Raw genomic sequence first — 24,018 nt, 5'->3', positions numbered from 1 at the left:
GCCCCGCTCCGTCCCCGCTCGCCGATCCCCGGTCGCCGACTGGTCATGTTACGTCCGTCACGCATCAACCGGCGTCCCGGCAAGGGGAATCAGGCCACGTCGGCGCTCCTGGGGCATTACGCCTCAATCGGGGCGCGCGGGTTCGTCCGGCACGTCTGAGGCCGGTGCGAGCGGGTTCGCGCCGTTGCCCTGGAGCCGCTCCAGGTCCGCGGGCCGCACCTGGATGACCACCAGGGCGATCAGCGCGGCGACGATCGCGAAGACCGCGGCGGCGATGAACGCACCGGAGATGCCCGAAGCGAGGACCTGGTCGGCCCAGCTCCCCGGGAGCTGCCCGGTCCTGCGGAACTCCACGAGCTGGGCGGGGGTCGCCTCCTCGAGGAACCGCGGCACCTGGTCGGTGGCCTCGTTGCGGCTGGCCGTGCCGAAGACGGTGACCAGGACGGACAGGCCGAGCGAACCGCCCACCTGCTGCGTGGCGTTGAGGACACCGGAGGCCGCGCCCGCTTCGTGGGGTGCCACGCCCGACACCGCCATCAGGGTCAGCGACACGAACTGCATGCCCATGCCGAAGCCGAAGACCAGCATGGGCCCGAGGATGCTTCCCGCGTAGCTGCTGTCGACATCGGTCATCGTCAGCCAGCCGAGCCCGATGGCGGCCAGGGTCGCGCCCGCCACCATGAAGGGCTTGGGCCCCCACTTGGGCAGCAGCTGGGATGCGAGCCCCGCTCCCACCGCGATGATCGCGCTCACCGGCAGGAAGGCGAGGCCGGCCCGCAGCGGGCTGAAGTTCAGGATGTTCTGCACGAACAGCGTCAGGAAGAAGAACATGCCGAACATCGCCGCGGCCAGGCTCAGCATCATTCCGTAGACACCGGCGCGGTTGCGGTCGCGGAACATCCACAGCGGCGTGATCGGCTGCTTCGACCGGCTCTCGATGGTGAGGAACACGCCGAGGAGCACGACGGCCGCCACGAAGGCCGAAATGGTCAGCGTGTCGCTCCAGCCGTCCTTGGAGGCCCGGATGAAGCCGTAGACGAGCAGCACCATGCCGACGGTGGACGTGAGCGCGCCGAGGATGTCGAAGTGGCCGGGATGACGCTCGGACTCCCGGATGTGGCGGGGCGTCGCGAGCGCGATCAGCAGGCCGATGGGGATGTTCACGAAGAGGACCCAGCGCCAGTCGAGCCACTCCACGAGCAGCCCGCCCGCGAGCAGCCCGATCGCGCTGCCGCCTGCCGAAACGGCGGCGAACACGCCGAACGCCCGGTTCCGCTCGGGTCCTTCGCGGAACGTCGTGGTGATCAGCGCGAGGGCGGTGGGCGAGGCGATGGCGCCACCGACGCCCTGCAGCGACCGCGCCGCGAGCAACTGCCAGGACTCCTGGGAGAGCCCGCCGAGCAGGGAGGCGAACACGAAGAGCAGGACGCCGAACATGAAGACCCTGCGGCGGCCGAGGATGTCTCCGAGCCGCCCGCCGAGGAGGAGCAGGCCGCCGAAGGTCAGCGTGTAGGCGCTGACCACCCAGGACAGGGTCTCGGTGGAGAAGCCGAGCGAGCTCTGGATGTGCGGCAGCGCGATGTTCACGATGGTGATGTCGAGGACCACCATCAGCTGGCACGAGCAGATGACGAGAAGCGCGATACCGCTGCCCCGTCCCCGCTCCGGGGATTCGGCAGGCTCCGAGGGTGAAGATCGAGCGGCCGTCATGGGATTTGCTTACGCGCTTGGGAGTGAACGGCGGCGTTCACAGGCTCAAGGCTAGTCCCGGCGCCCTGACCCCGCCATTTGGCCGAAGGAGCCTCCGGACGACCGATGACTTTCCTCGGCCCCGCCCGTCTAACCCACGACATCACCAGAGCATCACCACGACAGACGGGACACCCCCATCATGAGCACCGCCGCCAAGGGCCCGGCCGCCTACTTCCCTTCGATCGAGAAGACGTACGGCCGCCCGGTCACCGAGTGGCTGGAGCTCGTCCGCTCCTCGCCGCTGACCAAGCACATGGAACTCGTCGCCTGGCTCAAGGCCGAGCACGGCCTGGGCCACGGTCACGCCAACGCCCTCGTGGCCCACACCCTTGCCGAGGCCCGCGCCAAGTGAGGCGCGGGCGTGCCCGGTCGGGGCGGCTCAGCGCAGCACGCCGCCGCGGCTCCCGCGCGCCGTCGACACGAGCTCGTCCACGGTGGCGAGCTTCACCCGGGGCCTGCCGTCGCGTTCGCCCCGGGTGACCTCGGCGCGCTCGATCGCGGCCAGGCCGCGGGCGTCGACGACCTTGCTGTTGCGGCGCCGGGCCAGCCGGTGGAAGGCCTTCTGCGCGCGCTCCGGTGCGGGCAGGGCGCCGGCGACCGCGTCGGCGAGGAGGGTGGTGACCGTCTCGGCGGCGCAGGTGCGGTTGGCGCCGATGCCGCCGCTGGGGCCCCGCTTGATCCAGCCCACGACGTAGGTGCCGGGCCGTCCGGTCACGCGGCCGCCCTCGTGCGGGACGGTGCCGGTGGCCGCGTCGAAGGGCAGTCCGGCGACCGGAACCCCGCGGTAGCCGATCGCGCGCAGCACCAGGCCGGTACGGATCGTCCGCTCGCCCGAGGCTTCCGAGACGCGCACGGCCTCGGCACCGTCCTGGCCCCGCACCTCCAGCGGGGTGCAGTGGAAGCGCAGCACGATGCGCCGGCCGGGCGCGGGCTGCTCCGCCACGTTCGTCCGGCCGCGGGTCACGCCGCGCAGGACGGCCGCCTTGTCCTTCGGGCCCGCCTCGTCGATGGCCGCTGCGATCCGCGGGTCGTGGTCGTCGACGATCAGCTCCACACCCGGCAGGTGCTTGAGCGCGATCAGCTCGGAGGCGGTGTACGCGGCGTCCTCGGGGCCGCGCCGTCCGAGCAGGACCACCTCGCGGACCTTGCTCGTCCGCAGCGCCGCCAGGGCGTGGTCGGCGATGTCGGTGCGGGCGAGTCCGTCGGGGTCGGCGAGCAGGATCCGGGCGACGTCGAGGGCGACGTTGCCGTTGCCGACGACGACCACGCGCTCGGCGGAGAGGTCGATCCCGTCCGGCGCCGCGTCCGGGTGGGCGTTGTACCAGGCGACGAAGGACCGTGCCGAGATCGTGCCGGGCAGGTGCTCGCCCGGCACGTCCAGGGTGCGGTCCGCGGCGGCCCCCACGGCGTAGATGACGGCGTCGTGGTACGCGGCCAGCTCCTGCGGGGTGATGTCGGCGCCCACCTCGAGCCCCAGGTGCATGCGCACCCGCGGATGCGTGTGGAAACGCGCGAAGGTCTCGCCGACCTTCTTGGTCGCGGGATGGTCGGGTGCCACGCCGTGGCGTATGAGCCCGCCGGCCACCGGAAGCCGGTCGATCAGCGTCACTTCGGCGCTGGTGTGCAGCAACAGGTCCTGCACGGCGTACATCCCGGCCGGTCCGGTACCGACGACGGCGACCTTCAGCGGGGCGAAGTCCGACGGCAGGACGCGCGGGAAGGACGGCTCGTCCCAGACGTGGAAGTTCGGCCCGTCCGGCTCGCCTTCGGGCGCCTTCCCCTCGTAGTACGCGGAGTTGATCTCGGCGTACTCCCGCTGCGCGGCGGGCAGGCCGTCCACCGGGAAGATCGCGTCGACCGGGCAGGCGTCGGCGCAGGCTCCGCAGCCGATGCAGGTCGTCGGGTCGATGTGCAGCATCTCCGTGCTGCCGAACGCCCGTTCCTGCGGCGTCGGGTGGATGCAGTTGACCGGGCAGACGGCGACGCAGGTGGCATCGGTGCAGCAGGTCTGGGTGATGGCATAGGTCATGGTGGCGGCTCGACTCGTTCGGCTCGGATCGACTGAGGTCGGGTCGGATGAGGGCGATTCAGATGCGGTCGGGTCAGATGAGGTTGGCGCGCTTGTAGAAGGCCAGCGCCGGCTTGGTGAGCAGTCGGGCGGACGCGAGGAACTCCATCAGGCCCGAACAGCTCGACCGCATCATCGACTTGTGGTGCTCGTTGGCCTTCGCCTCGGCGAGGGCGCGCCGCTCGTCGAGCCCCGCGTTCGCGTACACCTTGCGGTTCACCATGCTGGTGACGATGTAGTACGACGCGATCGCGATGACGAACGCGTTGATCTGCCGGCGGATCCGTCCCGCGCCCACGAGCCGCTTGCGCGTCTGGTCGCGGGCGAACTTCATGTGCCGCGACTCCTCGACCACATGGATGTTGTTGATCGTCCGGACGAACGGCACGACGCGCTCGTCCCGCATCCAGTCGCGCTGCATGACGTCGAGCACCTCTTCGGCCACCAGGATCGCCGCGTACGCCGCCTCGCCGAAGGCCAGGGTCTTGAAGGCGCGGCCGAGCTCCATGACGGCACGGTGCGGCCGGTAGGCGGGCGCTCCCAGCTTCTGGGCGCCGCGGGCGAACATGATCGAGTGGCGGCACTCCTCGGCGATCTCCGTGAGCGCCCACTGGACCTCGGCGCTCGTGGGGTCCTTCGCGTACACGTCCCGCAAGACCATCTGCTGCAGGATCATCTCGAACCAGATGCCCGTGCTGGCCACCGACGCGGCTTCCTGGCGCGTCAGTTCCTTGCGCTGCGCCTCGGTCAACTCCTGCCAGTACGCGGTGCCGTAGAGCGAGCTCCACTCCGGGCTCGCGCCGTGGTAGTCGCGGTCGAGGGGCGTCTCCCAGTCGACCTCGGTGGCCGGGTCGTAGGCCAGCACAGCGGCCGAGTCGAGCAGCCGCCGGGCCACGTCGTCGTCCTGGGAGTGGTCTTGGGAGCGGTCCTGGGAGTGGTCTTGGGAGTGACCCTGTGCGGTCGGCCGAACAGTGCTGCTTGCCATGCTGCGGCTCCTTGACTCGGAGGGGTGCGCCAACGTCGAGGCAACGGACCGCCGCGCCGTCCCGCGACGCCGCCGGAGCCCTTGTTGACGGACCGTATAACAAGGAGACGGGGCAGGCCTACCCCCGAGTAAGAACTATCGGAACCCTCGCCGGAAGGCGCGTGGGAACGACTACCGCGCGGCCAGCACCTGAGCCGCACCCGCACGCGCCTCACGCGCCGGTTCCGGCGACCCCGAGATCGCGGCCGTGGTCATGGCCCCTTCCGCCAGCAGGAACAAGGGGCCCACCACCCCCTCCGGCTGCCCCTCGGCGGCCGCGAGTCCGGCCACATAGTCGCGGAAGGCGCCCTTGTGCGCCCGGACGGCCCGGGTCACCGCCGGGTCCACTGCACCGAGTTCACCGAAGGAGTTGATGAAGGCACAGCCGCGGAAGTCCGGCTCGGAGAACCACTCGTACAGCCAGTCGTAGACCGCGAGGAGGCGGCTCTCCCCCGCGGTCCTGCCGTCCACGTACTCGGCGAGCCGCGCCCGCCAGCGACGGTCCCGGCGCTCGAGGCAGGCGAGGACCAGCTCCGACTTCGACGGAAAGACCTGGTAGAGCCGCTTGAGGGAGACCCCGGACGCCGCACGGACCTGGTCCATGCCCACCACCTGGACGCCGCGCTCGTAGTAGAGCCTTTCGGCGGCGTCGAGCACGCGGGCTTCGGCCTCGACGCGATCCATGAGAGCCCCTGACCCGAGAAGGAGAACGAACGTTCTTCGACGGTACTACGGGTCGGTAGGCGACGGCACCCTTGCGTGAGAACGTGCGTTCTCCTATCGTGGTGCCCTCAGGTGGAGAACGCTCGTTCCCCCCACCGCATGCACCGCATGCACCGCATGCACCGCATGCACCGCATGCACCGAAAGCGAGGCAGGCCGATGACCGCACGACCTCCCGTCCCCCCGTTCACCCGCGGGACCGCGGCCGAGAAGGTCCGGCTGGCCGAGGACGGCTGGAACAGCCGCGATCCCGAGAAGGTCGCCCTGGCGTACACAGAGGACTCGCGCTGGCGCAACCGTGCCGAGTTCGTCACCGGGCGCGATGCCATCGTCGGCTTCCTGTCCCGCAAGTGGGACCGCGAGCTCGACTACCGCCTCATCAAGGAGTTGTGGGCCCACGACGGCAACCGCATCGCGGTGCGCTTCGCGTACGAATGGCACGACGACTCCGGGCACTGGTTCCGCTCGTACGGGAACGAGAACTGGGAGTTCGACGACGACGGACTGATGCGCGTCCGGCACGCGTGCATCAACGACCTGCCGATCGCGGAGTCCGACCGCAAGTACCACTGGCCGCTGGGACGTCGCCCCGACGACCATCCCGGCCTCAGCGATCTCGGGCTGTGACGGCCGATGGCCGCCGCTGACGCCGACGGCGCACCAACGTGACCAGGAGCAACGGCAGCAGTGCGCACTGGGCCGCCACCGCGACCCAGAACAGGCCGGGTCGGCCGGTGCGTTCGGCCAGTTGATAGCCCTCGCCTCCGGCGACACCGCTGGCGAACGCGCCGATCCCGGCCGCCAGGCGCTGGCGGCCGAAGACCACGGCGGGCGCGCGCGGCGAACGGGCCAGCGCCTCGAGGTCGTTCTTGAAGAAGAGGACGATCTCGCCGAGGCAGATGAGCAGGGACCCGAGCAGGATCGCGACATGGCCGCCGATGGCGAGCGTGGCCATGCCGCAGGTCATCGCGCCGAAGCCGAACCAGAGGGCACGGGCGTAGGACAGGCCCGCGATCCGGTCCGCGAGCAGGGGTTGCGCGACGACGAGCAGGAGCGCGTAGAGCGCGAGGACCAGGCCGTAGTACGTCGTCGAGGTCCGGGGCACCGCGTAGAGCGCGAGGTAGTGCTGGAAGAACATGAACACGTACAGGCTCAGCACGGTGGCCGCGAAGGGCAGCCCCGCCAACCCGGCGAACGCCCTCTCCCGACCGGTCCCCATGGTCCGATCCGCCGCCCCGGGGTCGGGCGCTTCCGCCGGCAGCAGCGCGTGCCCCGCCGTGATCGCCGCGAACAGCACGGTGACCGCGGTGAAGAGCCCCGCCGATGCGCTGAGGACGAACGGCGCCGCTGCCAGTGGCCCCAGGGCGATGCCCGCGTTGAGCGCGGAGCTGCTCGCGGACAGCAGCAGGGGGCGCTGTTCCTCATCGGCCCGGTGGATCAAGTACCCCTTGTTCGCGGGGAGATAGAGCGCGGCGCCGACGGAGACGAGGAAGAGGGCGGTGACGGCGGCGGCCGGATGGTGCGGACCGGGCAGGAAGCAGGCGAACCCGGCCGTGCGGATGCCCAGGGCCAGCAGCATCGTGCGCCGCAGGCCGATCCGCTCGGCGAGGGCGGCGCCCGCCACGCCGCCAGAGAACTGCGTCAGCGAGGCGACGGCGAGGACGATGCCCACCGCGCCGAGCCCCATGCCCAGTTGCCGGTGCAGCAGCACCGACATGAAGGGCAGGACGGCGAAGCTGCCCAGGGGAATCAGGAACGATCCGGCCAGCAGGAACTGTTGCGGCGCGGTGAGCCGCGCGAGACCGGACCGCAGCCGGCCGCGCGGCTTCCCCTGCCGCCTCACTGAGAGGCGTCGGCGGCCATGACCGGCCGTATGCTCCCGGCCGCGCTCAGCGCACGGTGCAGTGCGAGCTCCGCCGTCGCACCCTCCGCCAGGACGATGCCGGTGCAGCCGCGCTGGTCGCGTACGTGCTCGAGACGGTCGCCGGGGGCCGCGGTGGGATACCACTCGGGCGAACCGGGGAAGGCGGCCAGACCGTCCACGCCGGTCCATCCGGTGAGGGTTCCGGGCCCTTCGGGATAGACGAGCACGAATCCCGTGCCGGGGCCCGTGGCCCGCGGTGCGTCGAGCAGGTCGGGGCGCAGGCCCAGTGCCGCGGCGACCATCGCGTCGTAGACGTTCGTGCCCAGCGCACGGCACAGGGCCTCGCCGACGAGGGCGCCGCCGATGCGCCGGTTGATCTCGACGAGCTCAGGGCCCTCGGTGGTGAGGACGAACTCGACGTGGGCGAAGCCCGCGTCGTGTCCCGCAGTCTCCAGGACGCGCCCCACCCAGTCCTCGATCAGGTCGAGTTCGGGGTCGGGCAGCGCGACGGGGAAGGCCGCCGCCTCCTCGCGGACCGAGGGTTCGGGCGACATCTGGCGGCTGAGCACACCGAGGAGTCGCGTGCGCCCGGCCCAGCTCAGCGTCTCGGCGGAGTAGACAGGACCGGCGAAGAAGGGCTCCGCGAACAGCCGTCCGGTGAACGGGCGTTGAGCGGCCTCGCCGAGCGCCATATGCAGCTGCTCCTCGTCGCGGACCAGCCAGACGTTGCGGGAGGAGGTGCCCGCGGAGTCCTTGAGGACCGCGGGCAGGCCGATCGTCCGCAGCACGTCACCGGCCGCGGCGGGGTCGGCCGGGATCGCCAGGGCGGGGCCCCGGCTCAGCCCGCGCTCGTGCAGGAGGTCTCGTACGCGGGACTTGTCGCGCAGCAGCCGGACCGCCGTCGGATCGGGTCCTGGCAGGCCGAGTCGGGCCGCCAGGTCCGCCCCGGGCACGCTCCAGGTGTCGGTGGAGTTGATCAGCCCCTTCAGTCCTGGCAGAGCGGCCAGGGCGTCGGCGCACGCGGATGTGTCGCCCGTGTCGACATCGACGATGTCGAGCGCGTCCGGCTGGAGGCGGGCCAGTTCGTGGCGGTAGACGGCGCGGTCTCCGGTGAGGAGGCAGAGCCGGTGTCCGGCGTTGTCGGCGGCGTCCACCAGGCGTCCGAGGCCGAAGGTGAGTGCTTCCAGGGCGGCGATGGTCACGATGCCGTCCCCTCCTTGTCGTTCATCTGGTGTCGTGCTTCCTGCCGGGTGCCCACGTCGTAGCCCCGCCGGTTCCACTCCATGGCCGACCAGGGCGGCGCGAGGTCGGCGAGGTCGGTGATCTGGTGCGGTTTGAGGGCGCGCGGGTCGAGCGCCTCCTCGTGCCGGGCGAAGACGCGCTCCGTGTAGCGGTGCCCGGTGTCGGCGCCGATGACCAGGTGCATACGGTCCCGGTGGCGGGCCGCCTCCCATCCCGCGACGAGGTGCGCCGCGCCGGTGGACAGGCCTGCGAACACCGCGTGGCCGCGCAGCAGATCGACGGCGCCCGCCATGGCGTGCCGGAAGTCCACCCAGTGCAGGCTGTCGTAGAGATCGTGGCGGACGTTGTCGAAGGGGATCGAGCTGCCGATTCCGGCGATGATCGCCTCGGGGTCGCTGAAGTCCTGGCTGCCGAACGTGACGCTGCCGAAGGGCTGCAGGCCGAGCAGCCGGACCTCCCGGCCGCGGCCTCGCAGCGGCTGGACGAGCCCGCCCGTGGAGGCGCCGGTGCCGACCGCGCCCACGACGGTCAGCGGTCCTTCCGGCAGCGCGGCGTCGACCAGGTCCGCGAACTCCCGGTAGCCGGTGTAGTGGACGGCGTCGTGGTACTGACGCATCCAGTGCACGTCGGAGCGGTCGGCGAGCAGCTGGCGCACGCGCCGCACGCGGCGTTCCTGGTCGAGCCGCAGGTCGTCGGCGGGCGGCATCTGGTCCACCGTGGCCCCGAGGATCTCCAGCTGGGCGCGCATCGCGGCGTCGACGGTGGTGGAGGCGACGATGTGGCAGCCGAGGCCGTAGCGGTGGCAGGCCATGGCCAGGGCGAGGGCGTAGATGCCGCTCGAGCTGTCGACGAGGGTCTGGCCGGGCCGCACGGTGCCGCGCTCGAGCAGGGTGCGGACGGCGCCGAGCGCCGCGTACACCTTCATCGTCTCGAACCGGGCGAGGACGACGTTGTCGGTCAGTCGCAGCAGGTCGGGGGCCTTCATCGCGTCGGTGATGTGTCCGTGGACCCTGGCCGTGAGGGCCTGGGGGGCCGTCGGGCCCTGGGGGGCTTGGAGGGCGGCTGCCGTGTGCATGGCTGTCACCGTCCGACCGACCGCAGGTAGCCGCCCAGGTCCTCGGCGCCCTTGACGTTGCGCGGGCCGCTGACGGCGTCGCCGTACGACATCACGAAGAAGCGGTTCTCCTTCACCGCGGGCACCGACTTCAGGCTCGGCAGCGACTTCAGGTAGGCGATCTTCTCCTTGGCCGGCTGGTCGGCGTAGTCGACGATGACGATCACCTCGGGCTTCGCCTTGATGACGGGCTCCCAACCGACCGTCGTCCAGCCCTTGTCGAGGCCGTCGAAGACGTTGGTCCCGCCGGCCGCCTTGATGATGTCGTTCGGCGCGGCGTGGTGTCCGGCGGTGAACGGCTGGTCGGTGCCCGAGTCGTAGACGAAGACCTTCGTGGGGTCGCCCTTGGCGGGCCAGGTTTTCTTCAGCGCGCTGACGCGTCCCTTGAGATCGCCGACGACCTTGTCGGCCCGCTTCTCCACTCCGAAGATCCGGCCCAGGTTCTTGAGGTCCGTGTAGAGCGCCTCCAGCGGTGTCACGTCGACGCTCTTGTCGCCGTAGTCCCAGCAGGTCTCGGTGTGCAGGTAGCTGGCGGATCCGACCTTGTCCAGGAGGGCGGGGGTGATGCCGCGTTCCTCGCTGAAGCCCGAGTTCCACCCGGCGAGCACGAAGTCGGCCTTGGCGTCGACGACGATCTCCCGTGTGATGCGCTCGGTGCCGAGGCGCTCCACGTCCGCGTAATCCCCGCGCCAGGGCGAGCCCTTGATGGACGGGTCGCCGAGCTTGTTCATGACGTAGCCGCGCATCCGGTCGGCGAGGCCGAGGGAGAACATCTTCTCCGCGCCGCTCACGTCGTAGGCCACCGGACGCTCGGGCCGGGTGTATGTGACGTCCTTGCCGCAGTTGGAGACGGTGACCTTCTCGTCCTTGTTCTTCGCCGTCGGCTCGACCTCGGCACCGCAGCCTGCGGTCAGGAGCCCGGTCGCAAGGAGCACGGCGGTCGCCAGGGCGGCGCGGGGCAACGGTGGTCGGATCATGAGTGCGGTCCTTCTGGTAGGGCGTCGGCGGGTGCCGGGGAGCTGGTGGGGGCGAGGTCGTAGACCAGTTGGGGTGCTTGGGAGCGCGGGTGGTGCACGACGGTGGCGTCGACGCCGAACACCTTGCGGATCAGCTCGGGGTTCAGGACCTCGGCGGGGCGTCCCGAGGTGACCAGGGAGCCCTCGCTCAGGACGGCGATGCTGTCGCAGGCCGCGGCCGCCAGGTTGAGGTCGTGCAGGGCCGTGAGCACGGTCAGTCCCGATCCGCGCAGGAAGGAGAGGAGCTGGACCTGGTGCCGGATGTCGAGGTGGTTGGTGGGCTCGTCGAGCACCAGAACGCGGGGTTCCTGGACGAGGGCGCGCGCCACCAGGACACGCTGCCGCTCGCCTCCGGAGAGGGTGAGCACGCTGCGTTCCGCGAGGTGGGTGACGTCGAGCCGGTCCATCGCCCGCGCGCACAGGGCGCGTTCGTGTGCGGTGAGGGGCTGGTTGCCGCGGGTGTGCGGGGCCCGGCCGAGCGCCACGACCTCCTCGACCGTGAAGTCGAGTTCGGTGCGGCTCTCCTGGGTGAGCGCGGCGATGGACCGTGCGCTGTCGCGCAGCTTCAGGGATGCCAGTTCGGCGCCGTCGAGAAGGACCGCCCCCGAGGTCGGTCGCAGCGCCCGGTAGACGCACCGCAGCGCGGTCGACTTGCCGCTGCCGTTCGGGCCGACCACCCCGACGATCCGGCCGTCGGGCACCTCGATGTTGAGCCGGTCGACCAGGGCCCGGCCGGCCGCCTCGACCGTCAGGTCGCGCAGGACGAGGGTCATCTACCGTCCTCCGAACAGATAGCCGCGCCGGCGCATCAGCACGATGAATACGGGTACGCCGATCAGCGCGGTGATCACGCCGAGCGGCAGCTCCTCCGGGGCGAACGCGGTGCGGGCGACGAGGTCGACCCAGACCAGGAAGCAGGCCCCGGCGAGCGGCGCGACCGCGAGGACACGGCGGTGCGTCGAGCCGACCAGGATGCGTACGACATGGGGCAGGACGAGCCCGACGAAACCGATGGCGCCGCTGACCGCGACGATCAGACCGGTGACCGCGGCGGTGAGCAGGAAGAGCCTCCTGCGCAGTGCTTCCGCGTCCACGCCGAGGCTGGCCGCGGTCTCGTCGCCCAGCGAGAGCACGTCCAGGGACCTGCTCTGGCGCAGCAGCACCACGACGGTCACCAGGACCGCACCGGCGGCGAGCGGCAGCGACTCCCAGGTCGCCGAGCCCAGGCTGCCGAGCAGCCAGAACAGCACGGTGCGCGCGGCTTGGCCGTTCGGGGAGAGGAAGACCAGCACGCTCATCAGGGCCTGGAATCCGTAGGCCAGCGCCACGCCGGTGAGCACGAGGCGCAACGGTGTCAGGCCGAGCGGTCCGCGTGCGGCCAGGTACACGAGGACGGTCGCGGCGAGCGCCCCGAGGAATGCCGCGGCCGACAGCGCGTAGACGCCCAAGCTCGCGAAGGCCCCGAACACCACCACGGCGGTGGCACCGACCGACGCGCCGGAGGAGATCCCGAGGACGAACGGGTCCGCGAGGGCGTTGCGCACCAGCGCCTGGATCGCGACGCCCACGACCGCGAGCCCGGCCCCGACCACGGCCGCGAGGAGCACCCGGGGCGTGCGGACGTGCCAGACGATGGCGTACTCGCTGACCTCGTCCGCACCGATGGAACCCCCAGTGATGGCGGCGCCGATGAAGTGGGCGACATCGCCGGGTGCCACGACCGTCGGACCCAGTGCGATGCCCGCGAGTACGGACACCACCAGGGTCACGGAGAGCACCGTCAGCGTGGTCAGGAGTCTGCCGCGGCCGGCCCGCCGCGCCTTCCGCTCCGCACCGGGGAGCGAGTCGTCCGGGGGCGGTGCGGGGTCGGCGGGGCGCGAGGGCGCGGTCCCGGAAGTGGCCTCGGTCATGAAGTCCCTTCGCCCTTGGGGCGGTTCGCAGTGGTTCGGCGTGTCCGCGGTGCGGCACGCTCCAGTAGTCGGCCGAAGGACGGGATGAGTTCCCTGCTGTTCGTGAACTGCTTCAGCTGTTCGTGAAGCGCACCGGCTGACGGTGAACCGCCGGTCAGCGTCGGGGCTTGGTTCCGCGCACGATCAGGCGCCGCGCGTGCTGGTCGTAGGGCTCGCCGTCGAAGCCGCCGAAGCACTCCACATCGGTGAAGCCCGCCGCCTCGAACAGGGCGCGCAGCTCCGCCGCGCTGTAGACGAAGGAGGTGATCGACGCCTCCCTCGCGATGCCGTCGCGTACGAGCGTCCAGTCGGTGCGCAGCCGGGTCCAGTCGTCCAGGACGGTGTCGCGCTGCACCACGTACGCGCCGTCGAGCTCGACCAGCTGGGGGCGCCCGATCCAGCCCGCGAGCACCTCTTTGCCCATGACGTCGATCAGCAGCTGTCCACCCGGCACCAGTGAGTCACGGGCGTTGGTCAGCACCCGGAAGTTGTCCTGCGGGTCGTCGAAGTAGCCGAACGAGGTGAAGACGTTGAGCACCACGTCGTACGAAGCGGGCTCCACGTGGGTGAGCATGTCCGCCCGCACCAGCCGCACTTCGGGAGCAGCCGTCTCGCAGACGGTTCGGGCCCGCTTCAGCATCTCGGCGCTGAGGTCGACACCCGTCACCGTGTAGCCGCGGCCCGCCAGTGGCACGAGGTACAGGCCAGGACCGCAGCACAGGTCGAGCACCCGGCTGTGCGCCGGGAATTCGAGCAGTGGGGAGTGGGCGACGACGTCCGCCGTCTCCGCGCGCCGCCGCTCGGAGAACATCGTCTCGGAGAAGTCCGACCAGAATCCGTCGTCCTCGTACCAGTGCATGCTGCGGCAACCTCGATCCAGTGGTCCTGTCCGGCCCGCACGCCACGGCCGAAGACCGTGTACGTAGGGGACTTGCGGACCATTGGTCGGCTGCGGGGCCCGGGTAGTTCCCGCCGGATCAGCCCGCGACCCCGAAGAGTTCCCCTTCCACCCGGTCGAGCGCGAGGCGTACCGCGCCGTGGGCCGCCGCCTCGTCCCCCAGGCCGGAGCGGACGTACAGACGCTGCTGTGGGGGCCGCTGGCCACCAGCATCACCAAGACGATCGGCGAGACGGTCGGCGTGGTGCGCGACGACGACTTCACCATCGGCCTGCGGCCGCTGACCGACCGCGCCGAGGGCGCCTGACCGCAGGAGTACCAGGACTACGGCTGGGAGGCCGAAGTCGCGGAGAACCCTTCCGAGTTGCAGGTCGCCCCGCACGAGGAGTGGAGTGTCGCGGGCAGGACACCGTGGGGTTCGGTCCTGCGGGCCTTCACCTACGACTACACGAAGGAGCGCCTGCGCAGTAACCTCGGCGGCTACCGCATCCCGGCCGGTCCCCTGCCCGGCGACAGCGGCAAGATCACCGGCTCCAAGGTCGCCCTCTTCGGCGCCTCTCCCGAGCTGACCCCGACCGTACTCTCGGGCATCGCGCGGGGCGAGTCCCTGCCCTACCCGACGCAGAACGGCAAGACCGCCGAGGAGAACGGCATCCGCCTCGGGGTGCACACCATCTCCGACTTCATCAGCACCGACGACGCCTATGTGAGGGCCCCCGCCGACGACCGCCTCGCCCTGGGCGGCCGCGCCGAGCTGCCCCGGCCACTCGCCGCCGGTGACAGCACGCTGTAGCTGGACTCGGGCGAACTGCTGGCCGACGGTGTCCACAACCGGCTGCTGCGCGTCGGCGACGAGTTCGTCCAGTCGTCGCTGAGCAGCCTCACCGCGGGCGGCGACAACAGCCTCCGGGTCCTCGACGCGATCAAGCAGTGGGACCACCGCGGTCAAGCCCGGCAGGGAGTGGTCGCTCCAAGAACTGGACGCCGCGGGCCGACCGATCGGCGCGGCCCAGCAGGTGGTCGCCCCCGAACCGAAGCTCGGCACCGCCCCGCTGCCCGCCCCGCACGACGGCGACCTCTACGAGACCAGGGTGACCACGAACACCCCGGCGACCGTGCGGTACGAGGTGACCGGCGGCGCCCTGCCCAAGGGCCCGCGCCTCAACAAGGACACCGGGGGCATCACCGGAGTCCCGGAGGACGAGACGAAGGCCGAGTGCACGGTCACGGCCCGGAACACGGACGGGCTGCCGGACGCACGGGCGACCTACACGATCACTGTGCGCCCGTTGACGCCGGCCCGGTGACACGGCTGCCCCTGGCCGAAGTCGGCCAGGGGCAGATCCGTACTACGCGCCGCTCGCGTCCAGCATGTCCTCGCGCTCGACGATCTTCACGCGCTCACGGCCCTGGGGCTCGCCCAGCGCCTTCTCGGCGGCGTCGAGCCGGTGCCAGCCGTCCCAGGTGGTGAACCGGACGTCCCGCTCGCCGAGGAACGCGTCCACGGCCTCCGGGTCGGGCGAGGCGGGGGTGTGCAGACGGTCGTTCGCGTGGTCGTCGAGGAGGCTGGCGACCGTCTCGTTGGCGTCGCCCTTGGTGTGGCCGATGAGACCCACGGGGCCGCGTCGGATCCAGCCGGTGACGTACGTCGACCGGAGGTGCTCCCCGGTCTCCTCGATGACCCGGCCGCCCTTGTCGGGCACGGTGCCCGACGCGACGTCCCAGGGCAGCTTGGGCAGCTCGTCGGAGAGGTAGCCGACGGCGCGGTAGACGGCGCCGAGGTCCCAGTCCTTGAACTCGCCGGTGCCCTTGACGTTGCCGGTGCCGTCGAGGGCGGTGCGCTCGGTGCGCAGGCCGACGACCTTGCCGTCGTCGCCGAGGATCTCGGTGGGCGACTCGAAGAAGTGCAGGAACAGTTTGTGCGGGCGGTCGCCGGTGTCGCGGATGGCCCAGTTCTCGAGGGTCTTGGCGACCATGTCGGCCTGCTTGTTGCCGCGCCGGGTGGCGATCGAGCCGTCGTCGTAGTCGATGTCCTCGGGGTCGACGATGACCTCGATGTTCGGGGAGTGGTCCAGCTCCCGCAGCTCCATGGGGCTGAACTTCGCCTGCGCGGGGCCGCGGCGCCCGAAGACGTGGACCTCCAGGGCCTTGTTGGCCTTGAGGCCCTCGTGGACGTTGGCCGGGATCTCGGTGGGCAGGAGCTCGTCCGCGGTCTTGGCGAGGATGCGCGCCACGTCGAGCGCCACGTTGCCGACGCCGAGGACGGCGACCTTCTCGGCCTCCAGCGGCCAGGTCCGCGGCACGTCCGGGTGGCCGTCGTACCAGGAGACGAAGTCCGCGGCGCCGTGGGAACCGTCGAGGTCGATGCCGGGTATGTCGAGGGCGCGGTCGGCGGTCGCGCCGGTGGAGAAGATCACCCCGTCGTAGAAGCTGCGCAGGTCGTCGAGGTTGATGTCGCGCGGGTAGTCGACGTTGCCGAAGAGGCGGATCTGCGGCTTGTCGAGCACCTGGTGCAGGGCCGTGATGATGCCCTTGATGCGCGGGTGGTCAGGGGCTACGCCGTAGCGGATCAGGCCGAAGGGGGCCGGCATCCGCTCGAAGATGTCGATGGACACACCGGGGTCGGCAGCCACTGCGGATTTCAGCAGCGCGTCGGCAGCATAGATCCCGGCCGGGCCGGCTCCGACTATGGCTACCCGCAGAGGGCGAGGCATGTTCAGGTCCCTTCGAGCGTTGGGTGACTCGACGGGAAGCCTAAACTAAGGCAAGCCTAAGTTAGTAATCGGGTTGGCTTTATGACCTCATAAGGCGGCCTTATGGGTTGCCCAAGTGTCACTGATGCCATGGTGCGGGGGTCCGCCCGGCGCCGGGCGGACCCCCTCTCACACGGCTCCGGGGCCGAGAAGCTGTCCCCCGTCCACGATCAGCGTCTCACCGGTGATCCACCGTGCGCCCGCTCCCCCGGCGAGGAACGCGATCGCCTCGCCGATGTCCTCCGGCTCACCGATCCGGCCGAGCGGCGTCGCTTCGGCGACCTTCGCCTCGTGCTCCTGCCACAGCGCCTCGGCCAGCTTGGTCCGTACGACGCCGGGCGCGATGGCGTTCACGCGGACCTTCGGGGCGAGTTCGAGGGCGAGTTGCTTGGTCAGATGGATGAGCGCGGCCTTCGACACGTGGTAGATACCGAAGTCGGCGGCGACCGAATAGCCGCCGATCGAGGCGGTGTTGACGACCGATCCGCCGTGCTCGCCCATCCACGCCTTCACCGCGAGCGACGTCCACAGGATCGGCGCCCACAGATTGACGTCCATCGTCTTGATGAAGCGGCCGTGGTCCTGGTCGATGACCGGGCCGTACGCCGGGTTCGTACCGGCGTTGTTGACGAGGATGTCGAGCCGCCCGTACGTCCCGATGACGAAGTCGACGCAGGCGCGGGCGGCGTCCTCGTCGGTGGCGTGCGCGCCGAACCCGACGACGCCCTCGCCGAGTTCGGCCGCCGCCTCCTTGGCGCGCTCCTCGCTGCGCGAGGTCACGACGACCTGCGCGCCCTGGTCGCGCAGGGCCGCGGCGGCCGCGAGGCCGATGCCTCGCGACGCGCCGGTGACGACGGCCACCTTGCCGTCGAGCGGGCGGCTCACCGCGCGGTCCGCTCGTTCTCGCGGCGGCGCAGTTCCCGCACCGCGATGGTGCGCTTGTGCACCTCGTCGGGCCCGTCCGCCAGGCGCAGGGTGCGCAGATGGGCGTACATGCTGGCCAGCGGGAAGTCGTCGGAGACTCCCCCGCCGCCGTGCACCTGGATGGCGCGGTCGACGACCTTCAGGGCGACCTCGGGCGCGGCGACCTTGATCGCGGCGATCTCCGTGCGGGCCTGCTTGTTGCCGACCGTGTCCATCAGGTACGCGGCCTTGAGGGTGAGGAGCCGCGCCATGTCGATCTCGATGCGGGCCTCGGCGATCCAGTCCTGGATGTTGGCCCGGTCGGCGAGCGGCGCTCCGAACGTCGTACGCGACTGCGCGCGGTCGATCATCAGGTCGAGGGCGCGCTCGGCCATGCCGATCGAGCGCATGCAGTGGTGGATGCGGCCGGGGCCGAGCCGCGCCTGGCTGATCATGAAGCCGTCGCCCTCGCCCGCGAGCAGCGCCGTGACCGGGACGCGTACGTTCTCGAAGAGCACCTCGGCGTGGCCCTCGCGGTCCTGGTAGCCGAAGACCGGAAGACCGCGCAGGACGGTGACGCCAGGGGCGTCGATGGGCACGACCATCATGCTCTGCTGGCGGTGGCTCGGTCCTTCCGGGTCGGTCTTGCCCATCACGATCAGGACCTTGCAGTTCTGGTGCAGGGCGTTGGAGGTCCACCATTTGCGGCCGTTGAGGACGTACTCGTCGCCGTCGCGCTCCATCCGCATCTCGATGTTGCGGGCGTCGGAGCTGGCGACCGCGGGCTCGGTCATCGCGAACGCGGAGGCGATCTCACCGGCGAGCAGCGGCTTGAGCCACTTCTCCTTGTGCTCCTCGGTGCCGAAGAGGGTGAGGACCTCCATGTTGCCGGTGTCCGGGGCGTTGCAGTTGGTGGCCTCGGGCGCCAGGTGGGCGCTGCGGCCCATGATCTCGGCGAGCGGCGCGTACTCCAGGTTGTTCAGTCCTGGACCCCATTCGGGGTGCGGGTGGAAGAGGTTCCACAGGCCTTGCTTCTTCGCCTCGGTCTTCAGCTCCTCGATGACCGGGGGCTGGAAGTGCGGATCGCCGGACTCGGCCATCTGCGCCTCGTAGACGGCCTCGGCGGGGTAGATGTGCTCGTCCATGAAGGCGAGCAGCTTGTCCTGGTACTCCTTGGCACGGTCGGAAAGGTCGAACACGAATCCTCCAACGGTCAGATGCTCACGGTGTCATTGGCCGGCCGACGGCGCGAGGAGCCGCGCGAGTGCGGCGGCCGTCGTGGCGGCGTCGCGGTGCACGACGCCGGCGATGCCGATGCGGTGCGCCGCGGTGATGTTCTGTTCCAGGTCGTCGACCATCACGGTGTCCTCCGGGCGTGCGCCGAGGCGCTCGCACGCGATGGCGTAGGCGCGCCGCGACGGCTTGCGCACACCGATCTCGCCGGACACGGTCACCGCGTCGAACATGGCGGGCAGGTCGAAGCCCGCGTAGCAGTTGTCGCCCAGGGAGTTGGAGAGCAGGCCGACGCGGTGTCCGTCGGCCCGCACCTTCGCCACGAGGGCGATCATGTCCAGGTCCGGGCGCAGTTGCGCCTGCATCCGGCCCACCAGCCCCTCGCCCACGGCCGGCACGCCGTGCGCCCGCAGCCGCTCGGCGAACCCGTCCTCGAACTCCCGCTCCCCGATGCGCCCTTCCTCGTGCGCCACAAGGAGCGCGCTGCTCTCCTCGTCCTTCGACAGGAGGCGCAGCAACAGCCGCCGCTCACCGCCGAGTTCCGCGCTCAGTTCCTCGAAGGCGGCGACCACGCTGCTGGTGAGCACGCCGCCGAAGTCGAACAGGACGGCGCTGCGGGTACGTTCCTCGCTCATCGCACCGTCTCCTGGTAGCGCCGCATGCCGCGCAGCCACCGGTCGTAGTCGCTGCCCTTGTGCCGGAAGAAGTCGAGCACCTGCGGATGCGGAAGCACGAGGAACCGCTCGTCCCCGATCGCCTCCGTCACGCGATCGGCGACATCGAGGGGCGAAAGCACCTCTCCGGCGTCCAACACGGCCTGGGCCGCGGCCCGTTCGACGGGATCGTCCGACCGCGTGCCCGCCCTGAGCAGCTCGGTCTCGACACCCTGCGGGCACAGACAGCTCACCCGTACGCCTTCGTTCCCGTACGTCACCGAGAGCCACTCGGCGAACGCGACCGCGCCGTGCTTGCTGACGGCGTACGTCGCCGAGCCGATCTGCGTGAGCAGGCCCGCGGCCGACGCGGTACTGAAGAAGTAGCCGCTGCCACGCTCCACCCAGCCGGGTACGAGGAGTTTCGCGGCGCGCACGTGCGCCATCACGTTGACGTCGAGCGCCCGGTTCCATTCCGCCTCGCTCGCGTCGAGGCCCGGCCCGCCGCCGACTCCGGCATTGGCGAAGTACAGGTCGACAGGACCGAAGCGCTCGTCGGCCACCGCGATCAGCCGCTCCAGGTCCGCCGTCGACGCGGCGTCCGCCGCCTCACCGAACACCCGCTCGTCGCCGTGGGCGCCGGCGAGCCGCTTCACCGTCGCGTCGAGCCGACCTCCGTCGAGGTCGGTCAGCAGGACGCCCCGAGCGTCACGCTCGAGGAGGCGTTGCGCGATGGCGGCGCCGATGCCGCCCGCCGCGCCCGTGACGATCGCGACTCTCCCGTTGATCTGCACGAACTCTCCCACTCGGTAGAACGAAGTGGCCCGAATCTGCCTTGGCTCGCTCTCACCGTAGTTGAATCCGATGTCAACTTCAATGGCTGCCGCGCAGGCTCATGCGGGGGCCTTCCCCGCGTCATTTGGGGTCGAGGGGGCGGAACGCGGGTGCTCGGCGCTCGAGATAGCTGGTGACGCCCTCGGTGGCGTCGGGATGCCGGAAGGCCTCCAGCATGAGGGCGTCCGCCGCGCCGACGGCCGTGGCGAAGTCGGTGTCGAGCGCCTGCAGGACCTGCCGCTTCATGACGCTCATCGACGCGGGCGAGCACCAGGTGGCCAGCTCCGTGGCGTAGTCGACCGCCGTATCGAGCAGCCGCTCCGGCTCGACGACCCTGTTGACCAGACCCATCTCGTAGGCCTCGGAACCACGCACCACGCGCCCGGACAGCAGCAGGTCCATGGCCCGGCCGGGCCCGACGAGCCGGGGCAGCAGCCAGGCGATGCCGTACTCGGCGATCAGGCCGCGCCGCGCGAACGCCGTGGTGAGCTTGGCGTCCGGCGTGCTCAGGCGGATGTCGCAGTACAGGGCCTGGACGAGACCGAGGCCCGCCGCCGCCCCGTTGATCGCCGCGATCAGCGGTTTGCGCAGGGTCAGCGGGAACCAGCGGGGGCGCTCCCGCTTCGGCACATCCCCCTCGGTCAGGTCCGTCGCCGCGCCGACCTGCCGCAGGTCGTCCATGTCCGCTCCGGCGCAGAAGCCCCGGCCCGCTCCGGTCAGGACGGTCGCGCGCACCTCGGGGTCGGCGTCCGCCTCGGCGAGCAGGGTGAAGCAGCGGGTTTCCAGTTCGTCGTTCCAGGCGTTCAGCCGCTCCGGGCGGTTCAGCGTCAGTACGAGCACGGGTCCGCACCGCTGGGCGAGCACCGTCTCCCGCTGCGGCGTCCGGCTGCCTCCACTCGCTGTCGTGGCACTCACTGTCGTGGCCTCCTTTTGAACGCTTCGCGCTCCGCGTCGTGGCCCGCCCTGTATATTTGAACCCAACGTCAAGTTCAATACTTTGAACACGCCCCTCACCAGCGGGAGTTCTGCACATGACGACACACATGCCGATCATCGAGTGGGAGAGCATCGCGGCGAGGGATGTCGCGACCAACGGCATCACGCTCCGGGTCTTCGAGCACGGCGACGGCAGCCCGGGGAAGCCTCCGGTGGTGCTGTGCCACGGCTTTCCGGAGCTGGCGTTCTCCTGGCGGCACCAGGTCCGCGCGCTCGCGGCGGCGGGATACCGCGTCCTGGTCCCCGACATGCGGGGATACGGGGGCAGTTCACGGCCGGAGGACGTCGACGCGTACGACGCGCTGACCCTCTGCGCCGACCTCGCCGGGCTCCTGGACGACATCGGGGCGGACGACGCGGTCTTCGTGGGGCACGACTGGGGTTCCATCGTCGTCTGGCAGATGGCATCGGCGTACCCGGAGCGCGTTCGCGCGGTGGTGGGGATGAGCGTGCCGGTGACGCCGCGCGCCCCTGCCCCGCCGCTGCCGATCCTGCGCTCGCGTCTCGGCGACGACTTCTACATCGTGTGGTTCCAGGAGCCGGGCGTCGCCGACCGGGCCCTGAGCCAGAACGTACGCAGGACCCTCGTCACGAGGGAGATCTACTCCGCCGCCTGGGCCGCACGGCCCGATGAGCAGCTGCCGCCTCCCCCGTGGCTGAGCGACGAGGAGCTCGCGTACTACGTCAAGACGTTCGAGGAGACGGGGTTCACCGGCGGCCTCAACTACTACCGCAACCTGGACCGCACCTGGGCGCTCACGGAGCATCTGGACGGCCGGCTCATCGCACAGCCGTCGCTGTTCATCACCGGCTCGAAGGACCCCGTGGGGAAGTTCATGCCCGCGCACGGCCTCGACCGTGTCCTCACCGATCTGCGCGGGCACGTCGTCCTGGACGGGGCGGGGCACTGGATCCAGCAGGAGCGCGCCGACGAGGTCAACGCCGCGCTGCTCGAGTTCCTCGCCGGCCTCGGCTGATAGCATCCGCAGCCACCGGTTATGCATGTGTTCGAACGACAGTGGATGGATCACATTGGCTGCCCAGGCCCCGGCCGCAGACGGCGGCCAGAAGCAACCGATCACACCGCGCAGCCCACGAGGTGTCAGGACGCGCAACGCCCTGATCGCGGCCGCCCGTGAGGTCTTCGAGCGTGACGGGTATCTGGACGCCCGGATCACGGACATCTCCAAGACGGCCCATGTCGCAGCCGGGTCGTTCTACACCTACTTCAACAGCAAGGAAGAGATCTTCCAGGCGCTCGTCGAGCAAGTGCAGGAGGAGATGCTCCACCCGCACCTGCGCGAGCGCACCGGCATCACCGACACCCGCGAGCTCATCGACGCCTCGAACCGCGAGTATCTGCGCGCGTACAAGAAAAACGCCCGCCTGATGGCGCTGTTCGAGCAAGTCGCCCAGATCGACGAGCAGTTCATGGCGCTGCGCATCGAGCGCGGCAACGCCTTCGCCCGCCGCAACGCCAAGCTGATCAGCGCGCTGCAGGAGAACGGCGAGGCCGACACCAGCCTGGATCCGCTGGTGACGGCGCACGCCTTGTCGGTCATGGTGAGCCGCATGGCCTACATGGTGTTCGTGCTCGGCCAGCGCATCCCGTTCGAGCGGCTCGTCACGACGCTCAACAAGATCTGGGAGAACGGACTCCAGCTGAAGGACGCCGAACCGGAGGCATGACCGGGGGCGGCGGCGGTCGCCTCAGAAGGGCTTGGTCGGCAGGTACTTGCCGTCCAGGGTGATGACGGCGCGCTCGCCGCCCTCGGGGTCGGCTACCTTCTTGACGTCCAGCTTGAAGTTGATCGCGCTGATGATGCCGTCGCCGAACTCCTCGTGGACCAGGGCCTTCAGCGTCGTGCCGTAGACCTGGAGCATCTCGTAGAAGCGGTAGATCGTCGGGTCGGTGGGGATGCCGCCCTCGATCGAGCCGCGGGTCGGGATGGTCTGGAGGAGCAGCGCGGCGTCGTCGTCCAGGCCGAGGAGTTCGGCGACGGCCTTCGCCGGCTGCTCGGGCAGGGCGTGCTGGCCGAGCACGGCGGCGGTGACGAAGGCGACCGAGAAACCGGCGGCGTCGGCGATCTGCTGCCAGGACAGGTCCTTGCGGAGCTTGGCCTCGACGGCGGTCGTGGCCAGGGTCTGGCGGGCGGTGGGGTCGAACTGGGCGTGCACCATGGGGAGGGCTTCCTTTCGGGAGGGGGCCGCGCCGGATGGGCGGCGGGTTCTTCTGGTTCTTCTGGTTCAGGCCACGAGCGTGGCCGTGCGGCCGGTGGCGTCGAGTTCCTCGACGGTGCCGGTGGGGATGTCGTAGACCCAGCCATGCAGAGTGAGCGTCTGCGCGGCCAGGGCTCGGGCCACCGAGGGGTGGGTGGCCAGATTCGCCAGCTGGGCGCGTACGTTCTCGCGCACCAGGGCGTCCACCTTCCGCTCGCCGGTCTCCGCGGTGACGCGGGCCCGTGAGGCGTCCGCGTGCCGCAGCCAGTCGGCGATCGCGGGGGCGGCGGTCAGGTCGTGGTTCTCGGCGAGCGCGGTCATCGCGCCGCAGGCGGAGTGCCCGCACACCACGATCGCGGTGACGCCGAGGACGGCGACGGCGTACTCGATGCTGGCCGCCACGCCGTCCGAGCCGGGGGTGTGGGCGGGGACGAGGTTGCCGGCGGTGCGGATCACGAACAGCTCACCCGGCTCGCTCTGGGTGATCAGCTCCGGCACCACCCGGGCGTCGGAGCAGCTGATGAACAGCGCCGTCGGCCGGTGGGTCGCGGCCAGCGCGGCGAAGAGCTCCGCCTTGGCCGGATAGACATCCCGCCGGAATCGCGTGACGCCCTCGGTGAGGTCTGGCATGGTCACTCCCTTCCTGGCTGCCCGCTGTGTGGGGCGGCTCCTCGCTGCCCGTTCGTGGGGCGGCGAGATCCACCATGCACGACCTGCACTTATAGCGTCCAATACGCAATATCCATGACTTCTATCGATGCCATCTATAGCTCCGT

General features: G+C 70.6%; 26 protein-coding genes. 7 read left to right on the top strand and 19 right to left on the bottom strand.

All coding sequences use genetic code 11. The features are described 5' to 3' along the window. Positions 1-123: 123 nt before the first annotated feature. The gene (locus E2651_RS02105) at positions 124-1,710 is read right to left on the bottom strand and encodes an MFS transporter (RefSeq protein ID WP_135329211.1); all 1,587 of its coding nucleotides are present in this window, start codon (positions 1,708-1,710) and stop codon (positions 124-126) included. 181 nt (positions 1,711-1,891) lie between these two features. Between E2651_RS02105 and E2651_RS02100 the strand changes: the two genes are divergently transcribed. Continuing rightward, positions 1,892-2,104 carry a DUF4287 domain-containing protein gene (locus tag E2651_RS02100; protein ID WP_135329210.1) on the top strand — a complete coding sequence of 71 codons (213 nt, stop codon included), beginning with the start codon at positions 1,892-1,894 and terminating at the stop codon, positions 2,102-2,104. A gap of 27 nt (positions 2,105-2,131) precedes the next feature. Here the strand turns inward: E2651_RS02100 and E2651_RS02095 are convergent, their stop codons facing one another. The 3 genes from E2651_RS02095 to E2651_RS02085 form a co-directional block, all read right to left on the bottom strand. After that, complete coding sequence (locus E2651_RS02095) at positions 2,132-3,781, bottom strand: FAD-dependent oxidoreductase (protein WP_135329209.1); 1,650 nt, start codon at positions 3,779-3,781, stop codon at positions 2,132-2,134. Positions 3,782-3,854: 73 nt separating this feature from the next. Continuing rightward, complete coding sequence (locus E2651_RS02090; RefSeq protein WP_245238506.1) at positions 3,855-4,805, bottom strand: diiron oxygenase; 951 nt, start codon at positions 4,803-4,805, stop codon at positions 3,855-3,857. A gap of 171 nt (positions 4,806-4,976) precedes the next feature. Beyond that, the gene (locus E2651_RS02085) at positions 4,977-5,528 is read right to left on the bottom strand and encodes a TetR/AcrR family transcriptional regulator (RefSeq protein ID WP_135329208.1); all 552 of its coding nucleotides are present in this window, start codon (positions 5,526-5,528) and stop codon (positions 4,977-4,979) included. Positions 5,529-5,726: 198 nt separating this feature from the next. On the opposite strand from E2651_RS02085, the gene E2651_RS02080 reads away from it, so the two are divergent. Next, positions 5,727-6,194, top strand: a complete 468-nt coding sequence (locus E2651_RS02080) for a nuclear transport factor 2 family protein (RefSeq protein WP_135329207.1) — start codon at positions 5,727-5,729, stop codon at positions 6,192-6,194. On the opposite strand, the gene E2651_RS02075 is transcribed toward E2651_RS02080, so the two are convergent. The 7 genes from E2651_RS02075 to E2651_RS02045 form a co-directional block, all read right to left on the bottom strand. After that, entirely contained in the window at positions 6,175-7,410 is a 1,236-nt protein-coding gene (locus tag E2651_RS02075) for an MFS transporter (RefSeq protein ID WP_135329206.1), read from the bottom strand. The two genes, E2651_RS02080 and E2651_RS02075, sit on opposite strands and share 20 nt — an antisense overlap. Further along, the gene (locus tag E2651_RS02070; protein ID WP_135329205.1) at positions 7,407-8,633 is read right to left on the bottom strand and encodes an ATP-grasp domain-containing protein; all 1,227 of its coding nucleotides are present in this window, start codon (positions 8,631-8,633) and stop codon (positions 7,407-7,409) included. The genes E2651_RS02075 and E2651_RS02070 overlap by 4 nt, the downstream gene beginning before the upstream one ends. Next, positions 8,630-9,658 (bottom strand): pyridoxal-phosphate dependent enzyme, encoded by a 1,029-nt coding sequence (locus E2651_RS02065; RefSeq protein WP_245238513.1) that lies wholly within the window; start codon positions 9,656-9,658, stop codon positions 8,630-8,632. Before E2651_RS02065 ends, E2651_RS02070 begins: the two co-directional genes overlap by 4 nt. Before the next feature lie 95 nt (positions 9,659-9,753). After that, complete coding sequence (locus tag E2651_RS02060) at positions 9,754-10,764, bottom strand: ABC transporter substrate-binding protein (protein ID WP_135329203.1); 1,011 nt, start codon at positions 10,762-10,764, stop codon at positions 9,754-9,756. Beyond that, a complete protein-coding gene (locus E2651_RS02055; RefSeq protein ID WP_135329202.1) occupies positions 10,761-11,576 on the bottom strand; it encodes an ABC transporter ATP-binding protein in 816 nt (271 codons plus the stop codon). Before E2651_RS02055 ends, E2651_RS02060 begins: the two co-directional genes overlap by 4 nt. Next, the gene (locus tag E2651_RS02050; protein WP_135329201.1) at positions 11,577-12,713 is read right to left on the bottom strand and encodes an iron ABC transporter permease; all 1,137 of its coding nucleotides are present in this window, start codon (positions 12,711-12,713) and stop codon (positions 11,577-11,579) included. It lies immediately after the preceding gene. A gap of 154 nt (positions 12,714-12,867) precedes the next feature. Continuing rightward, on the bottom strand, positions 12,868-13,611 hold the full coding sequence (locus E2651_RS02045; protein ID WP_135329200.1) for a class I SAM-dependent methyltransferase: 744 nt from the start codon (positions 13,609-13,611) through the stop codon (positions 12,868-12,870). A gap of 82 nt (positions 13,612-13,693) precedes the next feature. Here E2651_RS02045 and E2651_RS02040 point away from each other — a divergent pair, with 82 nt between their 5' ends. The 3 genes from E2651_RS02040 (at position 13,694) to E2651_RS02030 (ending at position 14,957) form a co-directional block, all read left to right on the top strand. Continuing rightward, on the top strand, positions 13,694-13,957 hold the full coding sequence (locus E2651_RS02040; protein WP_135329199.1) for a hypothetical protein: 264 nt from the start codon (positions 13,694-13,696) through the stop codon (positions 13,955-13,957). 57 nt (positions 13,958-14,014) lie between these two features. Further along, positions 14,015-14,443 (top strand): hypothetical protein, encoded by a 429-nt coding sequence (locus E2651_RS02035; protein WP_135329198.1) that lies wholly within the window; start codon positions 14,015-14,017, stop codon positions 14,441-14,443. A gap of 223 nt (positions 14,444-14,666) precedes the next feature. Further along, on the top strand, positions 14,667-14,957 hold the full coding sequence (locus E2651_RS02030) for a putative Ig domain-containing protein (RefSeq protein ID WP_135329197.1): 291 nt from the start codon (positions 14,667-14,669) through the stop codon (positions 14,955-14,957). A gap of 42 nt (positions 14,958-14,999) precedes the next feature. On the opposite strand, the gene E2651_RS02025 is transcribed toward E2651_RS02030, so the two are convergent. The 6 genes from E2651_RS02025 to E2651_RS02000 all read right to left on the bottom strand — a co-directional run bounded on the left by E2651_RS02025 (position 15,000) and on the right by E2651_RS02000 (position 20,941). Then, on the bottom strand, positions 15,000-16,364 hold the full coding sequence (locus tag E2651_RS02025; RefSeq protein WP_135329196.1) for an FAD-dependent oxidoreductase: 1,365 nt from the start codon (positions 16,362-16,364) through the stop codon (positions 15,000-15,002). Positions 16,365-16,532: 168 nt separating this feature from the next. Beyond that, the gene (locus E2651_RS02020) at positions 16,533-17,288 is read right to left on the bottom strand and encodes an SDR family oxidoreductase (RefSeq protein ID WP_135329195.1); all 756 of its coding nucleotides are present in this window, start codon (positions 17,286-17,288) and stop codon (positions 16,533-16,535) included. After that, positions 17,285-18,505, bottom strand: a complete 1,221-nt coding sequence (locus tag E2651_RS02015) for an acyl-CoA dehydrogenase family protein (RefSeq protein ID WP_135329194.1) — start codon at positions 18,503-18,505, stop codon at positions 17,285-17,287. Before E2651_RS02015 ends, E2651_RS02020 begins: the two co-directional genes overlap by 4 nt. Positions 18,506-18,535: 30 nt before the next feature. Continuing rightward, positions 18,536-19,174, bottom strand: coding sequence for an HAD family phosphatase (locus E2651_RS02010; protein ID WP_135329193.1), 639 nt, complete (start codon positions 19,172-19,174; stop codon positions 18,536-18,538). Next, positions 19,171-19,986 carry an SDR family oxidoreductase gene (locus tag E2651_RS02005; RefSeq protein WP_135329192.1) on the bottom strand — a complete coding sequence of 272 codons (816 nt, stop codon included), beginning with the start codon at positions 19,984-19,986 and terminating at the stop codon, positions 19,171-19,173. The genes E2651_RS02010 and E2651_RS02005 overlap by 4 nt, the downstream gene beginning before the upstream one ends. 121 nt (positions 19,987-20,107) lie before the next feature. Continuing rightward, complete coding sequence (locus tag E2651_RS02000) at positions 20,108-20,941, bottom strand: enoyl-CoA hydratase-related protein (protein WP_135329191.1); 834 nt, start codon at positions 20,939-20,941, stop codon at positions 20,108-20,110. A gap of 116 nt (positions 20,942-21,057) precedes the next feature. Here E2651_RS02000 and E2651_RS01995 point away from each other — a divergent pair, with 116 nt between their 5' ends. Together E2651_RS01995 and E2651_RS01990 are read left to right on the top strand one after the other, a co-directional pair. Then, complete coding sequence (locus tag E2651_RS01995; protein ID WP_135329190.1) at positions 21,058-21,999, top strand: alpha/beta hydrolase; 942 nt, start codon at positions 21,058-21,060, stop codon at positions 21,997-21,999. 55 nt (positions 22,000-22,054) lie between these two features. Next, the gene (locus tag E2651_RS01990; RefSeq protein ID WP_245238505.1) at positions 22,055-22,711 is read left to right on the top strand and encodes a TetR/AcrR family transcriptional regulator; all 657 of its coding nucleotides are present in this window, start codon (positions 22,055-22,057) and stop codon (positions 22,709-22,711) included. A 21-nt stretch (positions 22,712-22,732) separates the two neighbouring features. Here the strand turns inward: E2651_RS01990 and cynS are convergent, their stop codons facing one another. Further along, positions 22,733-23,203, bottom strand: coding sequence for a cyanase (gene cynS, locus E2651_RS01985; RefSeq protein WP_135329188.1), 471 nt, complete (start codon positions 23,201-23,203; stop codon positions 22,733-22,735). A gap of 66 nt (positions 23,204-23,269) precedes the next feature. Beyond that, positions 23,270-23,872: a carbonic anhydrase gene (locus tag E2651_RS01980; protein WP_135329187.1), complete on the bottom strand. Its 603-nt coding sequence runs from the start codon at positions 23,870-23,872 to the stop codon at positions 23,270-23,272. Between the last annotated feature and the right edge of the window lie 146 nt (positions 23,873-24,018).

Origin of the sequence: Streptomyces sp. MZ04, from assembly GCF_004684775.1 — a bacterium.
GTDB lineage: Bacteria > Actinomycetota > Actinomycetes > Streptomycetales > Streptomycetaceae > Streptomyces.
The sequence above is the reverse complement of the archived record's forward strand: the minus strand, read 5'-3'. Positions and strand labels throughout refer to the sequence as shown.

Bases quoted from the DNA above. Each gene is read 5' to 3' on its own strand.
- E2651_RS02055 (WP_135329202.1), bottom strand. From the start codon at position 11,576: ATGACCCTCGTCCTGCGCGACCTGACGGTCGAGGCGGCCGGCCGGGCC.
- E2651_RS02050 (WP_135329201.1), bottom strand. From the start codon at position 12,713: ATGACCGAGGCCACTTCCGGGACCGCGCCCTCGCGCCCCGCCGACCCC.
- E2651_RS02060 (WP_135329203.1), bottom strand. From the start codon at position 10,764: ATGATCCGACCACCGTTGCCCCGCGCCGCCCTGGCGACCGCCGTGCTC.
- E2651_RS02100 (WP_135329210.1), top strand. From the start codon at position 1,892: ATGAGCACCGCCGCCAAGGGCCCGGCCGCCTACTTCCCTTCGATCGAG.
- cynS (WP_135329188.1), bottom strand. From the start codon at position 23,203: ATGGTGCACGCCCAGTTCGACCCCACCGCCCGCCAGACCCTGGCCACG.
- E2651_RS02010 (WP_135329193.1), bottom strand. From the start codon at position 19,174: ATGAGCGAGGAACGTACCCGCAGCGCCGTCCTGTTCGACTTCGGCGGC.
- E2651_RS02045 (WP_135329200.1), bottom strand. From the start codon at position 13,611: ATGCACTGGTACGAGGACGACGGATTCTGGTCGGACTTCTCCGAGACG.
- E2651_RS01980 (WP_135329187.1), bottom strand. From the start codon at position 23,872: ATGCCAGACCTCACCGAGGGCGTCACGCGATTCCGGCGGGATGTCTAT.
- E2651_RS02105 (WP_135329211.1), bottom strand. From the start codon at position 1,710: ATGACGGCCGCTCGATCTTCACCCTCGGAGCCTGCCGAATCCCCGGAG.
- E2651_RS02065 (WP_245238513.1), bottom strand. From the start codon at position 9,658: ATGAAGGCCCCCGACCTGCTGCGACTGACCGACAACGTCGTCCTCGCC.
- E2651_RS02085 (WP_135329208.1), bottom strand. From the start codon at position 5,528: ATGGATCGCGTCGAGGCCGAAGCCCGCGTGCTCGACGCCGCCGAAAGG.
- E2651_RS02090 (WP_245238506.1), bottom strand. From the start codon at position 4,805: ATGGCAAGCAGCACTGTTCGGCCGACCGCACAGGGTCACTCCCAAGAC.
- E2651_RS02080 (WP_135329207.1), top strand. From the start codon at position 5,727: ATGACCGCACGACCTCCCGTCCCCCCGTTCACCCGCGGGACCGCGGCC.
- E2651_RS01995 (WP_135329190.1), top strand. From the start codon at position 21,058: ATGACGACACACATGCCGATCATCGAGTGGGAGAGCATCGCGGCGAGG.
- E2651_RS02025 (WP_135329196.1), bottom strand. From the start codon at position 16,364: ATGCCTCGCCCTCTGCGGGTAGCCATAGTCGGAGCCGGCCCGGCCGGG.
- E2651_RS02095 (WP_135329209.1), bottom strand. From the start codon at position 3,781: ATGACCTATGCCATCACCCAGACCTGCTGCACCGATGCCACCTGCGTC.